The sequence below is a fragment of the Gordonia sp. Z-3 genome (genome assembly GCF_036233855.1).
GTDB classification, from domain to species: Bacteria; Actinomycetota; Actinomycetes; order Mycobacteriales; family Mycobacteriaceae; genus Gordonia; species Gordonia tangerina.
In genome coordinates, this window is record NZ_JAZARS010000015.1 from 81836 (window position 1) to 101485 (window position 19650).

Genomic DNA, 19650 nt, shown 5'->3' on the forward strand with positions numbered 1-19650 from the left:
GAACTGGATAACGTCTGCGCGGATCTCATTTCCGTAGGTGTCAAAACCGTCTCGACCGGGTAGTCGAAGGGCGACCACGAATCACGAGATGCGTAGGAGATTTCATGGGTGACACGGTCGCCGACGTCGTTCTGTCGAGGTTGCGTGAGTGGGATGTCAAGCAGGTCTTCGGTTATCCCGGTGACGGGATCAACGGCCTCCTCGCTGCGTGGGTTGACGCCGACGACGATCCACAGTTCGTGCAGTCCCGGCACGAGGAGATGAGCGCTTTCCAAGCAGTCGGATTCGCGAAGTTCTCCGGTCGCGTCGGGGTGTGCGCGGCCACCAGCGGCCCCGGCGGGATTCACCTGCTCAACGGTCTCTACGACGCGAAACTCGATCACGTGCCGGTCGTGGCGATCGTCGGGCAGACCGAGCGGTCGGCGATGGGTGGTTCGTATCAGCAGGAGATCGACATGCTCTCGCTGTACAAGGACGTGTGCAGCGACTACGTGCAGATGTGCACGGTGCCCGAGCAGATCCCCAATCTGATCGACCGGGCCTTCCGGATCGCGATGACCGAACGGGCGCCCACTGCGCTCATCTTCCCGTCGGATGTCTTCGAACTCGACTATTCGCCGCCACAACACGAGTTCAAGCAGGTGCCGTCGAGCCTCGGGATCGAGGAGGCCACGCCGGACCCCGATCCGGCTGGGGTCGCGCGGGCTGCCGACGTCCTCAATGCGGGCGGGACGGTCGCGATGTTGGTGGGCCAGGGCGCGCGGGGATGCGTCGACGAACTGACCGAGGTGGCAGACAAACTCGGGGCCGGGTGCGCCAAAGCGTTGCTGGGCCGCGATGTCCTGCCCGACACGCTCCCGTGGGTGACCGGCTCCATCGGACTGCTCGGCACCACCGCGAGCTATCACCTGATGCGTGACTGCGACACCCTGCTGACCGTCGGGTCGAACTTTCCCTACACCCAGTTCCTCCCGCAACTCGACCAGGCGCGCGGCGTGCAGATCGACCGGTCCGGCAAGTGGATCGGCATGCGCTACCCGAACGAGGTCAACCTCGTCGGCGACGCCAAACGCACGCTGCAGCAACTTATTCCCAAACTCGAGTACAAGCAGGACCGCTCCTGGCGCGAGTCGGTGGAAACGAATGTGGCGCGCTGGCACAAGACCGCGCAACGCCAGGCGATGACCGATGCGCACCCGATCAACCCGATGCGGATCTTCCACGAGTTCTCCGAGCGCGCACCGTCGAATGCCATCATCGCCGCCGACTCGGGGAGCGCAGCCAACTGGTACGCCCGTCACATTGTTTTTCGCGACGAGATGCGCGGCTCACTGTCGGGCACCCTCGCCACCATGGGCCCCGCCGTGCCATACGTGATCGGCGCCAAGTGGGCACACCCAGACCGGCCGTCAATCGCCTTCGAGGGTGACGGTGCGATGCAGATGAACGGATTGGCCGAGATGCTCACCGTCGCACGCTATTGGCGGCAGTGGGCCGATCCGCGCCTCATCGTGGTCGTGTTGCACAACAACGACCTCAACCAGGTCACCTGGGAACAGCGTGCCATGTCCAGTTCGCCCAAATTTGCTGCTTCCCAGGATCTCCCCGAGATGGACTACGCAGCTTTCGGGCGCAGCATCGGGCTACACGGCATCAACGTCGACGAGACCGACCAACTCGGGGACGCCTGGGACCACGCACTGTCGGCCGACCGGCCCACGCTCCTTGATGTGCGGTGCGATCCGGATATCCCGCCCATTCCGCCGCACGCCACGCTCGAGCAGGCGATGTCGCTGAGCACCGCACTGGTCAAGGGCGACGAAGACGCCTGGGGCATCATCCGCGAAGGCGCCAAACAGAAGGTGCAACAGTATCTGCCGGGAACCAAGGGAGACGTCAGTAGGTGAAGGGATTCCCTCAGCGACCGCACGTCCGATCGGGCGTGCGGTCGCTGCTCGGATTGCGGCCGAACGGCCAGGACCGGGTCACCCCGCCGAGTACTGTGATCGGATGACGACCGACTGGCGTGACACGCGTGCCCAGCAGATTCGGACACTCATCGTCCAGGCCGAACCCGACATCACCGAAGAGATCAAGTGGCGCAAGCCGTCCAACCCGGGCGGGGTGCCGACCTTCTCGCTGGACGGGCTGGTGTGCACGCTGGAGACCTACAAGGACAAGATCAAGGTCACCTTCGCCCAGGGCGCCTCACTACCCGATCCGGCCGGCGTCTTCAACGCCAGCCTGACTGCCGGTACGCGCCGCGCCGTCGACATCAGAGAGTCCGACTCCGTGGACGATGACGCTTTTGCCGACTTGATCCGTGCCGCAGTGGCATTCAACCGGAAGTAGCCGCGGAGGTCGACCGGCGCACGCCACGCAGCGGGACCTTGTCGGGGGTAATCCCTACCCTGCTCTCATGCGTTGCCTCAGTGTGCCGATCGTCGATCGGTTGTTGTCGTACCCCCTCGATACTCTGAATCTGTTCGTCGACGCCGCGCCTGTGCCGCATCCTCCGATGCTGCTCGACCGTTGTTGTCGGACCCCATCGTTAGCCTGATGGTAGTTCCTGATTCGTTGGCCGCCGCCGTCTCAAAAGAAGGGTCTTCTGGTGTTCTCCTTCACCGATCACGACGCCGATGACACCGTGTTGTCGGCGCCGCTCGATGGTGTCGCCGAACAGATGGCCTACGCCGAGGGTGTGCGCGACACGCTGCGCTTGAGCCGCCAATCCGAGGCCCGCACCGTGCTCGGTGCCGGCATGATCGGCGACCGCGCCTACAACGACCGCATGAACGGACAAGGCCCACACGCCAACTCCGGCTCCCACACCAAAGCCCACAAATTCGCCATCGGCGAGATCTCCCTGCAACTGGGCATCACCCGCGGCAAAGCCGGCGAATGGGCGTCGCTGGCACACATGCTGGCCGACCTGCCCAAAATCCGGTTGGCCTACCTCGCCGGCGACTTCAGCACCCACCGCGTCACCGAACTGGCCACCAGCTCGCAGACCGCCCCGAAAGGCAACCTGCGACCACGCCTCAACGACATCCTCGACGAAGCGCTCGGTCCCCGACCCGACATCCCAATCGAGGAACCCACCCCAGACGCAGACGCGTGCGCCGACAGTGACGCAAGCGTTGACGCAGACGCGAGCGCCGACAACGACGCGTGCACCGACGACGACCCGGATACAGGCGATGCAGTCGAGGACCACGCACCCGAGGACCCAGCGCAGGCGCCCGTCGATTTCGAAGACATCGCCCTGGAACTGGCCTACCGGCCCACCCCCGACACCGTGCTGCGCGACGAACTCGACAGCGCACTGATCAGCCTGGACCCCGACGCGCACGCCCAAGCCCGCGAAGACGTCGCCCAAGCCTTCCAGAACGTCACCTTCGCCAAAGAAGCCTTCGGCCACATGCAAATGTCGGCCTGCCTGAGCGCCGAACACGCCATCCACCTCCAACACCGCATCGCCGACCTCATCGCCGAACGCGTCTGCCGCCGCGACCCCCGCCGCGTCGGACACCGACGCGCCATCGCCCTCGCCGAAATCCACAGCGTCCCCGACACCCACCTGCACTGCGAATGCGGCTACGACACCTGCACCGCCCGCACCCGCAAGCAGACCGCCGACACGACCCCGCCGGTAGCGGTCGACGACGCGACCCCGTCGGTGGCGGTCGACGACGACGACAAGGTCACACCCGAGACCACGGCCACGCACACCGCCGACAGCACGGACTCCGCCGAACCCGCAGAGCCCGACACCACCACTGTCGAACCTTCTGCTGCACAGTCACATACCGCCGAAACCACCCCCGACCCGACATCCGACGACCCCGGCGACGGTAGCGAATCGACCCGACCCTGGACCGCACGCTGCGACGCGCCCACCCCCGACGAGCGCGCATCGTCACACACCGGCCCCGACCACGTAGGGTCTGCACATAACCCCACCGAGGCCGACCCACTCGCACACCACCACGCCGCCGAACGCACAGTCGACAACGAAAGATCAGGCCACCAAAGCCCACTCGACGCAAAACAGCACCCAGTCAACGGAAAACAGCACCCACTCGACGGGAAACGACGCCCACTCAACGAGAAACGACGCCCAGTCGACGTGCGGCGGGTGCGTTGGAACGAGTCCACACCTGCCGTCCTCCCACCGACACCTGCAGTGCTCGAATCCCGCTGCGCGGGCACCCCACGCGCCCACCGCATCGTCCGCTACCGCGACTACCGCTGCCGACACCCCTAGCCTGCAGGGGCCTCGGCAAGGCCCGCCCCGCACCCGTGCGTGACGCTCCACAACCGACCTTCCTGGCCGGTCGTTGAGTCATGTCTCCCGGTGATCTGCAGCGTGTTTCAGTGGGCCTGATGTGCCAGGGCCGCCATCAGGTCGTCGCGGTTACCTGCCGACTCGGCGAAGCGGAGCGGCTTCACATTCTCGACCAGGATCTCGCGCGTCGCGGAAGGCAGCAGCGACATGACCTCGTCGACGAAGTCGTCGAGGGGCATCGCCCACTCGGCGTCGGCCTGACCGGGCATCAGATCGGTCTGCACCGCCGGCGGTGCGAGTTCGAGCACCTCCACACCGGTGTCGGCGAGTTGCAGGCGCAGGCTGTCGGTGAAGGAGTGGATCGCAGCCTTGGTGGCGCTGTAGGTGGGCGTGGTGGCCATCGGTGTGAACGCCAGCCCCGACGACACCGTGATGATGGTTGCCTGCGGTTGCGCCACAAGGTGTTCCATAAAGGCGGCAATCAGGCGCAGCGGGCCGAGGATGTTGGTCTGCACTTCGGTGACCGCTGTCGGCAGGAAGTCGCGGTCGCGAAGGTTCTCGGCACGCATCAGACCCGCCATGGTGATCAGCACGTTCACACCGCCGAACCGTTCGAGCACCTCGGTTGCGGCGCGATCTACGTCAGCGGCATCCGCCACGTCGATCCGAACTGTGTCGATGCCGGGATACTCCTGTGCGACCTGCGCGAGCAGTTCGGTGCGTCGGCCACCGACGATCACATGGTTGCCCTCGTGGTGCAGCCGAACCGCCAGTGCCAGGCCGATACCGGAGGTGGCGCCCGGGATGAAGATGGTGTTGTCGTGGATGCGCATATCTCGTCTCCTGCGTTGTCGGTTCCCGATCGATGCCAGTGCATCGATCGATGGGATCCAGTCCAATCCGAGTCGCCGGTGACAACAAGGACGCACCGATCGGGGGATCGCCGATCCCTGGATGACGGGCTGCCGATAAGCCACAGTGGATGTCGACGATGCGATCGACGAATGACCGCAGGAGAGGAGCCACCGATGGCGATGGATCGGGCGGGACTCGCCGGGTTTCTCCGCCGCAGGCGCGAGGCCCTGCAACCGGCCGACGTCGGTCTGCCCGTAGGCGCGCGGCGCCGCACCCGCGGACTACGCCGCGAAGAAGTGGCGATGCTGGTCGGAATGTCGACCGACTACTACACCCGCCTCGAACAGCAGCGTGGACCGCATCCGTCCGAACAGATGCTGGCCGCGCTGGCTCGCGCCCTGCATCTCTCGCTGGACGAACGGGATCATCTGTTCGAGCTCGCGGGCCAGCACAGCCCCGTCCGGCGCGCACGGATCGACCACATCGGGCCGGGCATGATGCGGATCGTCGACCGCCTCGCCGACACCCCGGCAATGGTGGTCAACAGCGCCGGGGAGACGCTGTTCCAGACCGGCCCGGCGGCCGCACTCGTCGGCGACGACATGGCGTTCCGGGGACTCGACCGCAGCATCGCCTATCGGTGGTTCACCGATCCGGCGACCCGAGACCGTTTCCCGGCCGAGGACCACGATCATCACGCTCGCGCACACACCGGTCGTCTGCGCGTGGCGGCAACCCGCGAAGGACCGGACTCACGCGCCGCGGAGATCGCCGAGGCACTGCTGCCGATCAGTCCGTCCTTCGCCGAGTTGTGGCATCGCCACGATGTCGGTGCCCGACTCACCGATGAGCGCAAACGGCTACTCCACCCGGAGCTCGGTGTGATCGAGGTGTTCTGCCAGACGTTGCTCGACCCGGATACGGCGCAGGTGCTGCTGGTGTACACGGCGACCCCGGGAAGCGACGACCACGAGAAGCTGGCGATGCTCAGCGCCGTGAGCGTCTGATCAGAAGGGGTAGCGCACACCGGTCAGCGCTTCGGCGACCTCCCACAGCCGTCGTCCCAGGGCTGGGTCCTGCACACGTGGGCTCGGTCGCACCAGCACCGGTGGCCCGCTGAATTCCATCACACCCGATGGGCCGAAGTACTGTCCGCCGGTGACCTCCGAATCGGTGGCCGCCCGTAGTGACGGCAGAGCGCCGTCAGGTGCCTCCATGATGAAGGTGCTGCGTACCCGATGCAGCGACGGTGTGGTGAACAGCCAGCTCAGCACCCGGCCGGAGTCACGCATGACGCCGCTGTGCGTGGCGCCCGGGTGGGCGGCCACCGAGATCGGAGTTGTGTGACCGGTCGCGGTCAGTCGACGCTGCAACTGGACGGCGAAGACCAGCTGGGCGAACTTCGCTCGCTGATACGCACGCGAGGTGCTGAAGTTCCGGGCCAGGGTCAGATCGTCGAAATCCACCGTGCCGCCCCGGTGGGCGTTGCTGCCCACCGTCACCACCCGACCGGCATCGGCGGCCAGCAGACGTTCGAACAACAGGCCCGTCAGCGCGAAGTGCCCCAGAAAGTTGGTGCCGAAGTCCATCTCGAAACCGTCGGCGGTCAATTCCCGCCGGCCGGCCATCACGCCGGCGTTGTTGATCAACACGTCCACCACGGGATGGTCGAGCTCGATCTGATGTGCCGCTTTGCGTATTGATCCGAGTTCGCTGAGGTCGGTCTGCACCACGTGCACATTCGCATCCGGAACCGTGGCCAGCACGTCGGACCGTGCGGCGTCTGCGCTGTCGACGTTGCGGCAGGCCATCACAACGCGGGCACCCAGACGGGCCAGATGTCTGGCGGTCTCCAGGCCGATCCCGGAGTTGGCACCGGTCACCACCGCCACGCGACCGTCCAGCCGCGGCGCCTGAGCCGGTCCCCATCCACTCCTGGCCATGCTCCACCCCTGATATCGACGGATGGTTCACGATACCGAGCCGTCACCGGTTCGAGCGATAGGCCTTGCGTCCGGACAGCTGCACCACGCCGTCATCGTGCGTCGCCACCATGAGGCCCTCGACGGTGCGGTCGAGCAGACGCCACGCGTATCCGCGGCGCACCAAAGCGACATCACCGAGGAGGTGACCGGTCACCTGCAGTTCCGCACAGTCATCACCCACCGTGCAGACGCATCTCAGCCGACGGGATTCGCCCGAGGACGCGATGACCACGCTGCACATCGCGTCCAGAGCCAGCAGCACGTCCAGGGCGGTACTGTCGGGTACGGCCGAATCGGTGAGTACACCGGAGATCGCATGCCGGACCAGACCGACCTGCTCGGCCACTGCCGGCACCGTGACCTGGACCGAGACATCACCAGTGATTTCCATGGTCGATCAGTTCCACATGTTGGCTTCTGTGATGGACAGTTACACAGCCGTACCCGCTGCTCGGCCACGACAAACGCATCGCGGCGCTCACCCCGGAAGCGTCTCACCGCCGATCGGGGCCAAGACCTCGCCGCTGTAGTACGACGACAGTTGCTCTGCAGCAAAGAACACGTACGACGGCGCGATCTCATCCGGCTGCGCCGCTCGTCCGTAGGGCACCTGACGGCCGAACTCGCCAACCTGATCGGCGGGCAGAGTCGCCGGAATCAACGGCGTCCACACCGGGCCGGGTGCGACGCAGTTGACCCGGATTCCGCGCTCGAGCAGCGATTGCGCCAGCGAATAGGTCAACGCGGTGACAGCGCCCTTGGTGGCCGAGTAGTCGATGAGTTGCTTGTTGCCACGCAGACCGTTGATCGATCCGGTGTTGATGATGGCCCCGCCGCCGGTGAGATGCGGAACCGCGGCGCGGATGGTGTGGAAGAAGCTGTCGATGTTCACGTCGAACGTCCGACGCCACTGACTCGGCGTCAGTTCCATGAAATCGTCGACCGGGCTCTGGAACGCCACGTTGTTGACGAGCACGTCGAGACCTCCCAGCTCGTCGGCGGTCCGGGCGACCACATCGGCGCAGTGCTCCGGATCCGCCAGGTCACCGACAAATGAACGCGCACTACGCCCTTCTGCCTCGATCAGCTCCACGGTATGGCGCGCGTCGTCGGTCTCGGTCAAGTAGGCGATCGCCACGTCGGCCCCCTCCTTCGCGAAGGCCACCGCCACTGCTCGGCCGATCCCCGAATCCCCACCGGTCACCAGGGCAACCTTTCCCGCCAGCAGGTCGCGACCACGATACGCACGCATCTCGTCGTGCGGCTGATCGGGCATCTCCTGCGTTCGACCGGGATACTCGATTGTTTTCTCTGCGTGTGGTTTCTCGCTACTCACGCTTCAACGCTTACCCGCGCCGCGGCGGGCACAAACCGCTGCGACACGTGACCGAGAAGCGTTTGCCCCCACCATCTGGTGGGCACTCTCACCACGAACCGACATCGACCGGGCTCCGCAGCGCGGACCGGAGACAGGAGTGACGCGATGCGCGCAGTCACATGGCAGGGCAAGCGAAATGTCAGTGTGGACACCGTTCCCGATCCGAAGATCGAGGAACCCTCCGATGCCATCATCAAGGTGAGCTCGACCAATATCTGCGGCTCCGATCTCCATCTCTACGAGGTCCTGGGCGCGTTCATGAATCCCGGCGACATTCTCGGCCACGAACCCATGGGCATCGTGGAGGAAGTCGGCAGCGATGTCGGCGATCTGAGCGTCGGCGACCGGGTGGTGATCCCATTCCAGATCTCCTGTGGCAGTTGCTATATGTGCTCTCAGGACCTGTACACCCAGTGCGAGACGACGCAGGTGCGTGAACAGGGCAGCGGCGCGGCCCTGTTCGGCTACTCGGAGCTCTACGGATCCGTGCCTGGTGGTCAGGCGGAGTATCTTCGGGTACCTCAGGCGCAGTTCACTCATATCAAGGTGCCCGGCGATGCCCCCGATTCGCGCTACGTCTACCTGTCGGATGTGCTGCCCACCGCCTGGCAGGCAGTCGAGTACGCCGACATCCCGCCGGGTGGGTCGGTCACCGTCCTCGGCCTCGGGCCGATCGGGGACATGGCCGCGCGTATCGCCCAGCACCGCGGAGCACAGGTGTTCGCTGTCGATCGAGTACCGGAACGGTTGGCACGGGCCGAATCTCGTGGCATCACTACGATCGACCTCGATCGGGTCGACGACCTCGGCAGCGAGATCCGCGAGCGCACCCAGGGGCGCGGCACCGATGCCGTCATCGACGCGGTCGGCATGGAAGCCCACGGTTCGCCGGTCAACAAGATGATGCAGCGGATCGTCGGCGCCATGCCCGACGCCGTTGCCGAACCGCTGATGCAGCATGCCGGCCTCGACCGGCTGTCCGCGCTCTACTCCGCGATCGACATCGTCCGTCGCGGTGGGACATTGTCGCTGATCGGCGTGTACGGCGGCACGGCCGACCCGCTACCATTGATGACGTTGTTCGACAAGCAGATACAGATCCGGATGGGCCAGGCGAACGTGAAGAAGTGGGTGCCGTCCATCATGCCATTGCTCGGCGACGACGATCCACTGGGGGTGGATTCCTTTGCGTCACACGAGTTGCCGTTGGAGGATGCGCCGCATGCCTACGACATCTTCCAGCGCAAGGCCGATGGAGCGGTCAAGGTGATCCTCAAGCCCTGATCGTCCCCGGAGGGATCGTCGGCTCACGCCTCGGTCGCTGCCGCGGCGGCTGCCTCGCCATTGGGGTCCGCCGCGGCGCCCTTCGGCGCCATCTCCGCGCGCAGTTGGGTCAACGTGCGCGAAAGCAACCGCGACACATGCATCTGGGAGATCCCCACCTTGGCAGCGATCTCACTTTGGGACATGGAGTGAAAGAACCGCAGTGACAGTATCTCTCGCTCCCGCTCCGGTAGCTTCTCCAGCGCCGGGCGCAGCATCACGAACTCTTCCACCTGGTCGAAGCGCTCGTCCTCCTCACCCAGTGTGTCCCGGATGGAACGACTGTCGTCGTCGCCCTCCGGCTCGGCGTCGATGGACATGGCGTTGTAGGCCGAGCGCGCCATCAGCCCGTCGATGACCTCATCGACCGGCATGTCCAGATGCGCAGCCAGTTCTGTCGGCCGCGGCGACCGACCCAGTTGCTGTACGAGTTCGTCGCTGGCCCGCCCTATGCGCAGCGACGTCTCCTTGGCCCGTCGCGGCACCCGCATCGACCACATGGTGTCGCGGAAGTGCCGCCGAACCTCACCCATCACCGTGGGCACGGCGAAAGACAGGAAGCTGTTGCCCCGATCCGCATCGAACCGATCCACGGCGTTGACCACACCCACACGCGCCACCTGCAACAGGTCCTCGAACGCTTCGCCGCGGTCACTGAAGCGACGGGCGACGTGCTCGGCCAGGGGCAGACATCGCTCGACGATCTGCGCGCGCAGCGCTGCCCGCTGCTCGTCATCGGACTGCTCGTGCATGCGCTGCAAAGATCCCGGCACATCGGCGTAATCGTCGTTTGTCGAGCTCCGACGGGGCGCAGATGAACTGTCGTCGAGTGCGTTGCCGACGGTCTCGGACACGGAATCACCTTCCGATTCCGAGTGCACGGCCGACCCCTGTTCGGCCGATGGCGACGACTGCAAGCGAGCCCTCCGATCTGCGTGGCTTTGGGTGTCGACTGTGGCGTATCGACGATTGAGACACTATCGACTACCCCGCGCGAACCGTTTGGAAACACGGGTTGCTGCGCAGACGTCGTCGCCGTACGGTAGACGAAGCGGTTCAGTGAAAAGCTGCAGGCGAACGACCTTGTCGATGCCGGGTCGCTCGCGCTCATCCCGATATGAACGGGCGTGCTCGATGAACCTCGACACTCAAACCACCTTCCAGCCGTCGCACACCGCCGCAGAGTCGCGTCACCGCACTTCAACCGCCGGCCTGCGGGCAGACAATTCCTTTTGTGTGCAACGCTTTTCCGGTGAGATCGACATGGACAGCGCCGCCGACTTCGCGGCAGCGTTGGACCGGGTGATCAGCCGAGACCCCGAATGCGTGGTGCTCGACATGACCGGAATCGGTTTCTTCGGCGCCTCGGGCCTTCCGGTCTTGGCGCGTTTCGCCTCTGATGCAGCTGATCTGCACATCCCGGTGGCCATGGTGTGCCCACGCGTGGTTGCGCGTCCGCTCGAGGCGTGCGGACTGACCGACTTCATCGCCGTGTACGAAACAATGGAGGATGCGGGCAACGCGCTGAGCGCGTAGACACCCGATCATTGATCCGACCAACCCGGCGTCGGCCAAGTTGGTCGGATCAGTGGTCAGGGCGTACGACTCTTGGCCACCCGCACCACGACCTGACGCCGACGCCCGTCCCCCACATAAGCGACGGATTGGGCGTCGGTGACCGTTTCCACCACGCGCCAACCGAATCCGTTGGTGTCGACCTCGAAATCACCCTCCGGCCAGCCGTCGATCTGAACGATCGCTCCGACTGGGCCGGCCGCGACCGCTACCTCGATGCAGCTGCCGGGTTCTGCGGCCGCGATCAGCTGCGAACAGATCTCGTCGACGCCGAGTTTCACATCGGCCACGTCATCGACGTTCCAGTCGTCGACGAAGAGGGTCCGTTCCACCACCGACCGCACGATCGTCAAGCGATCGGCATCGGCGGCGACCGACAGTTTCACCGGGGCTGCAGCAGCCTCCGTGATCACGTCGATCACAGAGTGCTCGTCGGTGATCCCTCCGAAGTCGGCCACTGGAAATCTCCTCAAACGACGGTCTCGGTGCAATCGAACCATTGTTACCCCTCGACTGTTACCCCTCGGCGGCGGAACCAAAACCTCAACCGCGCGCGTACCGCGGGTCACCAGCCGAGGGCGTCACAACTCCTCTCGGCGTCGCTCCCGTTCGTCGGCGCGCTGACGACGGATGCGCTCACGATGCCCGTAGGTGGCCCGCAGGACGTCGTCATAGCTATCCGTACTGGACCCCAACCCGCCGGCGACCATACCCATCGATGTCGCCAACCACGCCAGATAAGCGTATTCGCGGATTCCGACGTCTTGCCCGAGCGTCTGGCCCATGAAATCCGACTCGATCACCACCAATGCGGCGACGAACGTCGCGCCGAACAATCCGACGTAGAGCACCATGGCGCTGAATCCGACCGTACCGATGGTCGCGGTGTTGTACAGCACACGCCGCCACCTGGGCATCACCCCGGCGGTTTCCCAGAGCCGATTGTTGACGATCAGCCAGACCGACGCCATGGCGATCGACAGCACGCTGATCAGGCTCAGACGTACCGGGCTCAGCGCGTTGGCCATCGACCAGATCGACGAGAAGAAGACGCCGAATGACGCCGTCGCCGCTGCTGCTGCGGTCATCCCGGTCAGGGTGGGAATCATCCGCCAGGGTCGATTTCCGCGGATCATTCCGCAGATCAACCGCACCCGGCTCGAGATACCGCGGGCGATCAACAGCTCCGTGTCCCCGTTGTCCTCGCTGCGCCAGCGACCACCCACCGGCCCGGTAGCGTCACGCGGTCCACCGGCCAGCCTTGCGAGGACCGCCTCAATGCACGCGACAAAGGCGCGCGACGGCAACAGGCCCAGTGCCGGCGTACAGATCACCGCCGCCGACCGCGTGTGGTCGAGCTCGACGACCACCACATCGCGCCCTTGCGCGCGCGGCAGTTCGGTCACGAAGATCACCGCATCGGATTCACCTGCTGCTTCTCCGGCCCAGCCCGAATCGAGGTCACCCTGCGGCGACATGTGCAGAGATGTCTGCTCGGTGACCGCGAACTCGCGGTAGGTGACGGCGCTGTCCTCGAGGATTTGATGAATACGCAGATCGGCGTGGTCGACAAGGGCCGCAGGCAAGCCGGGTTCGGTCACGATGCGCAGTCCGTCGGGGCGTCGTGGTGTGGGTGCTTTGTCCATATCGCGGGCGAGCGTACCCACCAGACGCGCTTTCGATACATGCTCTACCGGCGGTGCCGGGCGTCCACATCGGACAGTGAGGTGAACGTGTCGAAATCCGACACGTTCACCTCACTCCAGACCGATGATCAGTCCGGCGGCTCGGCATCGCCGGCCTCGGGACTGTCCGGGTCACCGGTCTCGGAATCGGTGGCGGCCTCGGGGTCGACGGTCGTCTCCTCGGTGGGCGGATTGACCACTTCCTCCTCGAGTCGGTCCACGGTCTCGCGGGCCGAACGCGGGTCCGGCTGCTCCTCGTGACCCTCCGGGACGCCCCCGCCGTTGGTCGATTCCGGGTCGGTCATGTCAGGCCCCTTGCTGTCGGAATCAGATGAGCCCAGAGTCCCCGTCGACGGCACCGACGAAACGTTGCGCATAGGCGAAGCCCTCCGGGGTGTGACCGGTTTGTGAGGTTGGTCGCGAATGACGCCGCTGACCACCCACAACAGCCCGGGAGTGTCGCCGCCAAATGCGGGTTCTGGCGGCCGCGCCCCGTAACATCCCTGGCTGTGAGCACGGCCGTCACCCCTACCCGGACCCCCAACGAGGATGCCGCCACCGGCAACACCTCGGGATATCGGCATGACCTCGACGGCCTGCGCGGTGTGGCGATCGCGTTGGTGGCCATCTTCCACGTGTGGTTCGGCCGCGTGTCCGGCGGCGTCGACGTGTTCCTGACCCTGTCGGGCTACTTCTTTGTCGCATCACTGCTCAAACACGTGGTGGCCACCCAGCCGGCGACGGTGTCGTGGCGCCGCGCGATCGACCCGTGGCCGCGGTTGTGGCGGCTGGTGCGCCGACTCCTGCCGGCGCTGCTGGTGGTGTTGGTCTTCGTAACCGCGATGATCGCGCTGATCATGCCGAAGACCCGGTGGGGTCCGCTGGGTTCAGAGATCCAGGCCAGCGCGCTGTACTACCAGAACTGGCATCTTGCGTTCGATTCGCAGGACTATCAGGCCGCCGATTCGGCGATCAGCCCATTGCAGCACCTGTGGTCGATGTCGATGCAGGGACAGTTCTTCCTACTGACGCTGCTGAGCGCACTCGCCTTGGGTGGGGTGCTGCGGGCGTTGTCGCGCCGATTCACCGTATTCGCCAACCCGACGGCCATCCGAGCCGTCGTGGGCGGGTCGCTGCTGGCCGTGGCGCTGGTGTCCTTCGCCTGGGCCAACTACCGGCACGGCATCAACCAACCGTTCAACTACTACGACACCGTCGCCCGACTGTGGGAGCCCCTTGCCGGCGGCCTGCTCGCCGTGTGGATACCGCGGGTACGGATGCCGGGGTGGCTGCGCAACGCGCTCGGCATCATCGCGCTGGGGCTGATCGTCACCTGCGGCTGGTGGATCTCCGGCGTGCAGGCCTATCCCGGCGCGATGGCACTGGTGCCGGTGGGCGCCACCCTGCTGCTGATCTGGACCGGTTCGGCGACCACGTTGCCGGATGCGACCTCGGCGCCGGGGGCGGTCAGCCGCGGCCTGGCCCACCCCCGTCTGGTGTGGCTCGGCTCCATCGCCTACGCCCTCTACCTGTGGCATTGGCCGCTGCTGATCTTCTACTTGAGCTGGCGTTACCAGGACGACGTGAACTGGCTCGAGGGAACCGGCATCCTCGCGGTATCGGTGGTGCTGGCGTGGGCCACCACCCGTTTCATCGAAGCGCCGCTGCGGGCCGGTCGCACCAGCGGCATTTCCCGAGGCGTCCGACGCGGCCTGGTCGCGCTGATCGTCATCGCCACCGTGATCGCCGGCACCACCGCCGTCGTCTGGCAGCGCGACGCGGCCAACGCGACGGTCAACACCGAGAACCTCGACCCGCGGCTCTACCCGGGTGCCCGGGCCTTCCTCGACGGCGCGGCGGTGCCGAAGGTCGATCCGCAGCCCAGCCCCGAGGTCGTCGACAAAGACTGGCCGATCACCTCCTACGACTCGGTGATTTCCGGATGGAAGGACCCGTCGATCAAGGTCGGCGTCTACGGCGACCCCAACGCGACCCGAACCGTCGCCCTCGTCGGCGGTTCACACGCCGAGTACTGGATCACCGCGCTCGACGCCGTCGGCAAACAACGCGGCTTCAAGGTGACGACCTACCTCAAGGTAGGTTGCGCGCTCACCACCAGCCACGTCTTCATCTGGTTCGGCCAGAAGTACTACCAGTGCAACGACTGGTCGCGGCGCGTGATGGACCGCCTTGCCGTCGACAAACCGGACGTGGTGTTCACCAACTCGACCCGCCCGGTGGAGGGCAAGGGGGCTCGCGGCGACTTCGTCCCGCAGGACTACAAGGACATCTTCGCCGAGTTCCGCGACCGCGGTCAGCGGGTAGTCGCCGTGCGCGACAACCCATGGGCGCACGGCAAGCTGACACCACCGGAATGTCTGGCCGAAGGCAAGAAACCCGAGGTGTGCGGGGTTGCGCGCGAAGTGGCGCTCGCCCCCACCGACCCGGCCCAGGCGATCGCGGCCGACTACCCGAACATGAGTTTCCTCGACTACACCGACGCCATGTGCGACCCCACCTACTGTCCGGCGGTGGTCGGCAACATCCTGCTCTGGCATGACTATCACCACCTGTCGGCGACATTCGTGCGCAGTCTCGTCCCCGCGCTCGACGCCGACCTCGGCCCGGCGCTGCAGTGGTGGTGACACGCGACACCACCGACAATGGGATGCAGCCCGCGGGATGGCCGGCGACGACGCCTCAGCCTGCACCCAGGTCGGGTTGCTAACTTGAGCGACGCGATCCGCGCCACGGCGGATCGGCCATCGAACGGTTTTGGGGCCCTGGCACACGCATGACGACCTACACACCACGGCACGACGACGGGGACTCCACGTCCACCGGCGGTGAGTCCGCTCCCACTGACACCAGCGCGGCAAGGGCCGCCGCGACAATCCACCGGGTCGGCAAACGTGCCTACCTCCACCATCTCGATCTCATCCGCGCGACCACATTCTCGCTGGTCATCTTTGTGCATTGCCTGACCCAGACCACCGACGAATTCAACAACCTGCCGGTCAACACCACCTCGTTGCTGCTGCACTTCACCCGCAACACGTTCTTCGCCCTCACCGGTTTCGTGTTGATGTATCAGAACTACGACAAGGCCGACTTCCAAACCACGACGTTCTGGCGGCGCCGCATCAAGTTGGTGATCTTCCCGTACCTCATCTGGTCGGCCATCTACTGGTTGGTGCAGCAGGTGTGGGCGCGCGGCCGAATCGGCGAGCTGGCCGCCGACCCGATCGGCGGTCTCCGCGAGTTCGCCGAGCTCGCGGCCTGGGGGCTGTCGGGCTTCCAGATGTACTTCCTGTTCGTAATGCTGCAGGTGTACCTACTCTTTCCGCTCATCCTGTGGCTGGTGCGGCGTACCGCCGGCCGCCACGCGCTGTTGCTGGGCGCCAGCCTGGCCGTGCAGGTCGCCATCACCATAACGATCACCTGGTGGACGCCCCCGCCGACGGTCGCCGAGTACTGGTGGCATCACTACGCGACCTTCGTGCCGTATCAGTTCTTCATCCTCTACGGCGCGGTGGCCGCGGTGCACCGCGACGCCATCGGCCGGTGGCTGCAGGGCAAGGGGTGGTGGCTGTTCGGTGCGCTGGTCGCGACCGGCACGCTCGCCGTGGGCATCTACCTCGGCGGCGTCTGGTTCGGCGGGCAGCCCGTGCACGACCACGACTCCGCGTTCTTCCCGTGGCTGTTGCCTTTTCTGATCGTGGCCATCACCTGCCTCTACGCGGCGGCCGCACACTGGGGAAAGACGTGGCGCGAGTTCACGCCTCGGTTCGCCCGCGTCGTCGCCTTCGCCTCCAACCGGTCGTTCGGGGTGTTCCTGGCACATGTGCTGGTGTTGTATTTCGTACTGAAACCGCAGTCCGGCGATCAGCCGTGGATTCTGGCCACCCTCGGTCAGCCGTGGGGCACGATCGGCACCTACGTGCTCACCATCGCCGGTTCGCTGCTGTTGATGGAGCTACTGCGTCGCCTGCCCGGTTCGGTGTATCTCACCGGTCGCCCCCGACTGCGCCTGCGACGCACCGCGGCGTGACGCCGGCCGGGCCGGTGGGCCTCATCTGACTGCCAGGCGTCGACGGATTGCGGCCTACCGAGCCGCCGAGAACAGAGAGCCGCGAACCGGCAATCCCAGCAACGCACGGGGTCTCGCCAGCAGCAGTTCGCGCAAATGGTTGCGGACGACAGTCCAGGTGGCGCACTCACACCGAGCCGTGACTCCGGTCGCGTCGACCCCATGCGCCCGGCACAGTGCGATGGCGCGGGTGAGGTGGAAGTCCTGGGTGACGATCACCACGGCGCGCAGGCCGAAGTCGTCGTGGACGCGGCGGCAGCTGGCATCGGTGTCCATACCCAGCGGGTCGTCGACGATGACGTCGGCCGGGACACCGCGTGACTTGAGGTCGCGGCGCATCACCGCTGGCTCGTCGCCGGCCGCGGCAGTGCCGTTACCCGAGTTGATGATGCGGCTGACCCGGCCCGATTCGTAGAGTTCGACAGCGGTGTCGAGGCGGCCCTGGACGTAGGAACCGGGTGTACCGTCCTCGACGAGCGACCCCAGAACGAGGGCAGTGGACCCGGCCGGCACGTCGTCGATCTCGAGAACCCTTCCGGCGGAAGCGAAATAGATCCAGGTCCCCGCACTGGTGACGATCAGTTCCACCGCCACCAACCCGATGAGCACCACCCACCGCGCCGCCGACTGCATCGGGGATCACGATACCCGAGCGCAGCCACCGATCCCCGTGACACGAACCCCACCAACTCAAGTGGCCGAAAACGCCCGCGCGGCGTGGACCCGGGCCGATACTGGAACAACGCATTGTCGCGGAGCACCCTGCTCGATGATCCCGGGAGGTCCTAACGATGCCCTACATGCCGGTCACCGAATCGATGTTCCTCATCGCCGAGACCCGGGAACAGCCGATGCATGCGGGTGGACTGCAATTGTTCATCCCGCGCGAGGGGCAGTCGGCGACCGAGCTCGCCGAGGAAATCGTCGAGACGTTTCACTCATGCGCGGACATTCGGCCACTGTTTCGCAAACGCCCGGCGTCACCGGCCGCGCTGCTCGGGACGCTGGCCTGGTCGTACGACGACGAGATCGACGTCGACTATCACGTCCGACGCGCGGTCCTACCCCGTCCGGGCCGGATCCGCGAACTACTGCGCTATGTGTCGCTCAACCACAGCGCGCTGCTCGACCGCACCCGGCCGATGTGGGAACTGCACATCATCGAAGGCCTCGACGATGGCCGGGTGGCGATCTACACCAAGATCCATCACTCACTGGTCGACGGGATCTCCGCACTGCGACTGTTGGAGAACTCGCTGTCGCCGGATCCCAACGACCGCACCGGGACCGCGTGGTGGGACACCGCACTGCTGCGCCGCCGACCGCCCCGCGAGACCACCGGCGCTTCCCTGCGCTCGCGGCTCACCGCCCCGCTCGGTCAGGCGCTGAACCTGACGGGGCAGATCGTGGGCGCCGGTCCGGCCGCAGCGAAGATCGCATGGGCGGGGATCACCGACGACGCCTTCGCGCCGCCGTTCGTGCCCGCACCCAAGACGATCCTCGACGTCCCGATCGGCAGTGCTCGCCGATTCGCCGCCCAACAGTGGCCGCGGCAGCGCCTCGATGCGGTCGGTCAGGCGCTCGACATCACCCTCAATGACGTCGTCGTCACAATGTGCGCCGGCGCGTTGCGCGCCTACCTGATCGACCAGGACGCGCTTCCGGATGACCCGCTGATCGCGGCGATGCCGGTCTCGACGCGCACCGACAAGAGCTCCGAGGGCAACGCGGTCACCGCCATCATGGCGAATCTCGCGACCGATCAGCCCGACCCGGAGCGCCGCCTCGCCGCCGTGATCGCCTCCACCCGCAAGGCCAAACAGGTGATTCGCGGGCTCTCACCGCTGCAGGCACTGGCGTTCGGTGCGGCGACATTCGCTCCGCTGGCGCTGGCGCCCATCCCGGGATTCGTTCGATCCACACCGCCGCAGTTCAATGTGCTGATCAGCAATGTGCCCGGTCCGTCGCGGCCGATGTACTGGAATGGTGCGGCCCTCGACGGCTGCTATCCGGTGTCGATCGCGATGCACGGGCAAGCGCTCAACATCACCCTCACCACCACCGCCGATCAAGTGAATTTCGGATTGATCGGCGCTCGCAAGGAACTGCCGAGCCTGCAGCGCATCCTCACCCACCTCGACACCGCGCTCGACGATCTGGAGAAGGTCGCCGGGGTTCGCCCGCTGAGGTCGGTCCCATGAGATCCACCCCATGAGACCCGCATCGCCGCTCCCCTTCCGGTGACGCTTGCCACAAGAAGCGCCACCTACCGCGACCTGACTCGACAGTAAGTTACTCGCGAGTATTATCCAGTGGACCACGGCGGTGGACGCCGAGCGTTAGTTAGGTCAGCCTTGGCAGCGCCGATCCACCGCCAGGAACTACGGTTACCTGTAGTACACGTCGGCCCGCGTGCGCCAAAGCCCTGCGCAGATGGGCCGATGCCGACCCAAAGAAAGGCCGGGACGCGC

Annotated in this window: 18 protein-coding genes; 9 read left to right on the forward strand and 9 right to left on the reverse strand. The window is 65.8% G+C overall.

Annotated features, from left to right (window positions below; all coding sequences use genetic code 11):
* The first annotated feature begins 104 nt into the window (after positions 1–104).
* The 3 genes from VX037_RS17480 to VX037_RS17490 all read left to right on the forward strand — a co-directional run bounded on the left by VX037_RS17480 (position 105) and on the right by VX037_RS17490 (position 4267).
* The gene (locus VX037_RS17480; protein WP_235721925.1) at positions 105–1907 is read left to right on the forward strand and encodes a thiamine pyrophosphate-requiring protein; all 1803 of its coding nucleotides are present in this window, start codon (positions 105–107) and stop codon (positions 1905–1907) included.
* 103 nt (positions 1908–2010) lie between these two features.
* On the forward strand, positions 2011–2352 hold the full coding sequence (locus VX037_RS17485; protein ID WP_235721924.1) for a DUF1801 domain-containing protein: 342 nt from the start codon (positions 2011–2013) through the stop codon (positions 2350–2352).
* Positions 2353–2611: 259 nt separating this feature from the next.
* Positions 2612–4267 (forward strand): hypothetical protein, encoded by a 1656-nt coding sequence (locus tag VX037_RS17490; RefSeq protein ID WP_235721923.1) that lies wholly within the window; start codon positions 2612–2614, stop codon positions 4265–4267.
* A 107-nt stretch (positions 4268–4374) separates the two neighbouring features.
* On the opposite strand, the gene VX037_RS17495 is transcribed toward VX037_RS17490, so the two are convergent.
* Positions 4375–5121, reverse strand: coding sequence for an SDR family oxidoreductase (locus tag VX037_RS17495; RefSeq protein WP_235721922.1), 747 nt, complete (start codon positions 5119–5121; stop codon positions 4375–4377).
* A gap of 171 nt (positions 5122–5292) precedes the next feature.
* On the opposite strand from VX037_RS17495, the gene VX037_RS17500 reads away from it, so the two are divergent.
* Positions 5293–6150: an MmyB family transcriptional regulator gene (locus VX037_RS17500; RefSeq protein WP_235721921.1), complete on the forward strand. Its 858-nt coding sequence runs from the start codon at positions 5293–5295 to the stop codon at positions 6148–6150.
* On the opposite strand, the gene VX037_RS17505 is transcribed toward VX037_RS17500, so the two are convergent.
* From VX037_RS17505 to VX037_RS17515, 3 genes are all read right to left on the reverse strand, one after another.
* A complete protein-coding gene (locus VX037_RS17505; protein ID WP_235721920.1) occupies positions 6151–7086 on the reverse strand; it encodes an oxidoreductase in 936 nt (311 codons plus the stop codon).
* 43 nt (positions 7087–7129) lie between these two features.
* Entirely contained in the window at positions 7130–7519 is a 390-nt protein-coding gene (locus VX037_RS17510; protein WP_328715134.1) for a hypothetical protein, read from the reverse strand.
* Between the two features lie 87 nt (positions 7520–7606).
* The gene (locus VX037_RS17515; protein WP_235722018.1) at positions 7607–8404 is read right to left on the reverse strand and encodes an SDR family oxidoreductase; all 798 of its coding nucleotides are present in this window, start codon (positions 8402–8404) and stop codon (positions 7607–7609) included.
* Positions 8405–8611: 207 nt separating this feature from the next.
* Here VX037_RS17515 and VX037_RS17520 point away from each other — a divergent pair, with 207 nt between their 5' ends.
* Positions 8612–9790, forward strand: coding sequence for a zinc-dependent alcohol dehydrogenase (locus tag VX037_RS17520; RefSeq protein WP_328715136.1), 1179 nt, complete (start codon positions 8612–8614; stop codon positions 9788–9790).
* A 23-nt stretch (positions 9791–9813) separates the two neighbouring features.
* Here the strand turns inward: VX037_RS17520 and VX037_RS17525 are convergent, their stop codons facing one another.
* On the reverse strand, positions 9814–10581 hold the full coding sequence (locus VX037_RS17525) for a SigB/SigF/SigG family RNA polymerase sigma factor (protein ID WP_328715182.1): 768 nt from the start codon (positions 10579–10581) through the stop codon (positions 9814–9816).
* Positions 10582–10963: 382 nt separating this feature from the next.
* Between VX037_RS17525 and VX037_RS17530 the strand changes: the two genes are divergently transcribed.
* Positions 10964–11365 carry an STAS domain-containing protein gene (locus VX037_RS17530; RefSeq protein ID WP_235721917.1) on the forward strand — a complete coding sequence of 134 codons (402 nt, stop codon included), beginning with the start codon at positions 10964–10966 and terminating at the stop codon, positions 11363–11365.
* Positions 11366–11421: 56 nt separating this feature from the next.
* Here the strand turns inward: VX037_RS17530 and VX037_RS17535 are convergent, their stop codons facing one another.
* The 3 genes from VX037_RS17535 to VX037_RS17545 form a co-directional block, all read right to left on the reverse strand.
* A complete protein-coding gene (locus tag VX037_RS17535) occupies positions 11422–11862 on the reverse strand; it encodes an anti-sigma factor (protein ID WP_235721916.1) in 441 nt (146 codons plus the stop codon).
* A 123-nt stretch (positions 11863–11985) separates the two neighbouring features.
* Positions 11986–13050: a hypothetical protein gene (locus tag VX037_RS17540; RefSeq protein WP_328715138.1), complete on the reverse strand. Its 1065-nt coding sequence runs from the start codon at positions 13048–13050 to the stop codon at positions 11986–11988.
* A gap of 128 nt (positions 13051–13178) precedes the next feature.
* Positions 13179–13394: a hypothetical protein gene (locus tag VX037_RS17545; protein WP_235721914.1), complete on the reverse strand. Its 216-nt coding sequence runs from the start codon at positions 13392–13394 to the stop codon at positions 13179–13181.
* A 204-nt stretch (positions 13395–13598) separates the two neighbouring features.
* On the opposite strand from VX037_RS17545, the gene VX037_RS17550 reads away from it, so the two are divergent.
* Positions 13599–15734 carry an acyltransferase family protein gene (locus VX037_RS17550; RefSeq protein ID WP_235721913.1) on the forward strand — a complete coding sequence of 712 codons (2136 nt, stop codon included), beginning with the start codon at positions 13599–13601 and terminating at the stop codon, positions 15732–15734.
* A gap of 149 nt (positions 15735–15883) precedes the next feature.
* Positions 15884–17140: an acyltransferase gene (locus tag VX037_RS17555; RefSeq protein WP_235721912.1), complete on the forward strand. Its 1257-nt coding sequence runs from the start codon at positions 15884–15886 to the stop codon at positions 17138–17140.
* A gap of 54 nt (positions 17141–17194) precedes the next feature.
* Here the strand turns inward: VX037_RS17555 and VX037_RS17560 are convergent, their stop codons facing one another.
* On the reverse strand, positions 17195–17812 hold the full coding sequence (locus VX037_RS17560; protein ID WP_235721911.1) for a SanA/YdcF family protein: 618 nt from the start codon (positions 17810–17812) through the stop codon (positions 17195–17197).
* Between the two features lie 158 nt (positions 17813–17970).
* Between VX037_RS17560 and VX037_RS17565 the strand changes: the two genes are divergently transcribed.
* Positions 17971–19380 carry a WS/DGAT/MGAT family O-acyltransferase gene (locus VX037_RS17565; RefSeq protein WP_287014931.1) on the forward strand — a complete coding sequence of 470 codons (1410 nt, stop codon included), beginning with the start codon at positions 17971–17973 and terminating at the stop codon, positions 19378–19380.
* The last annotated feature ends 270 nt before the right edge of the window (positions 19381–19650 follow it).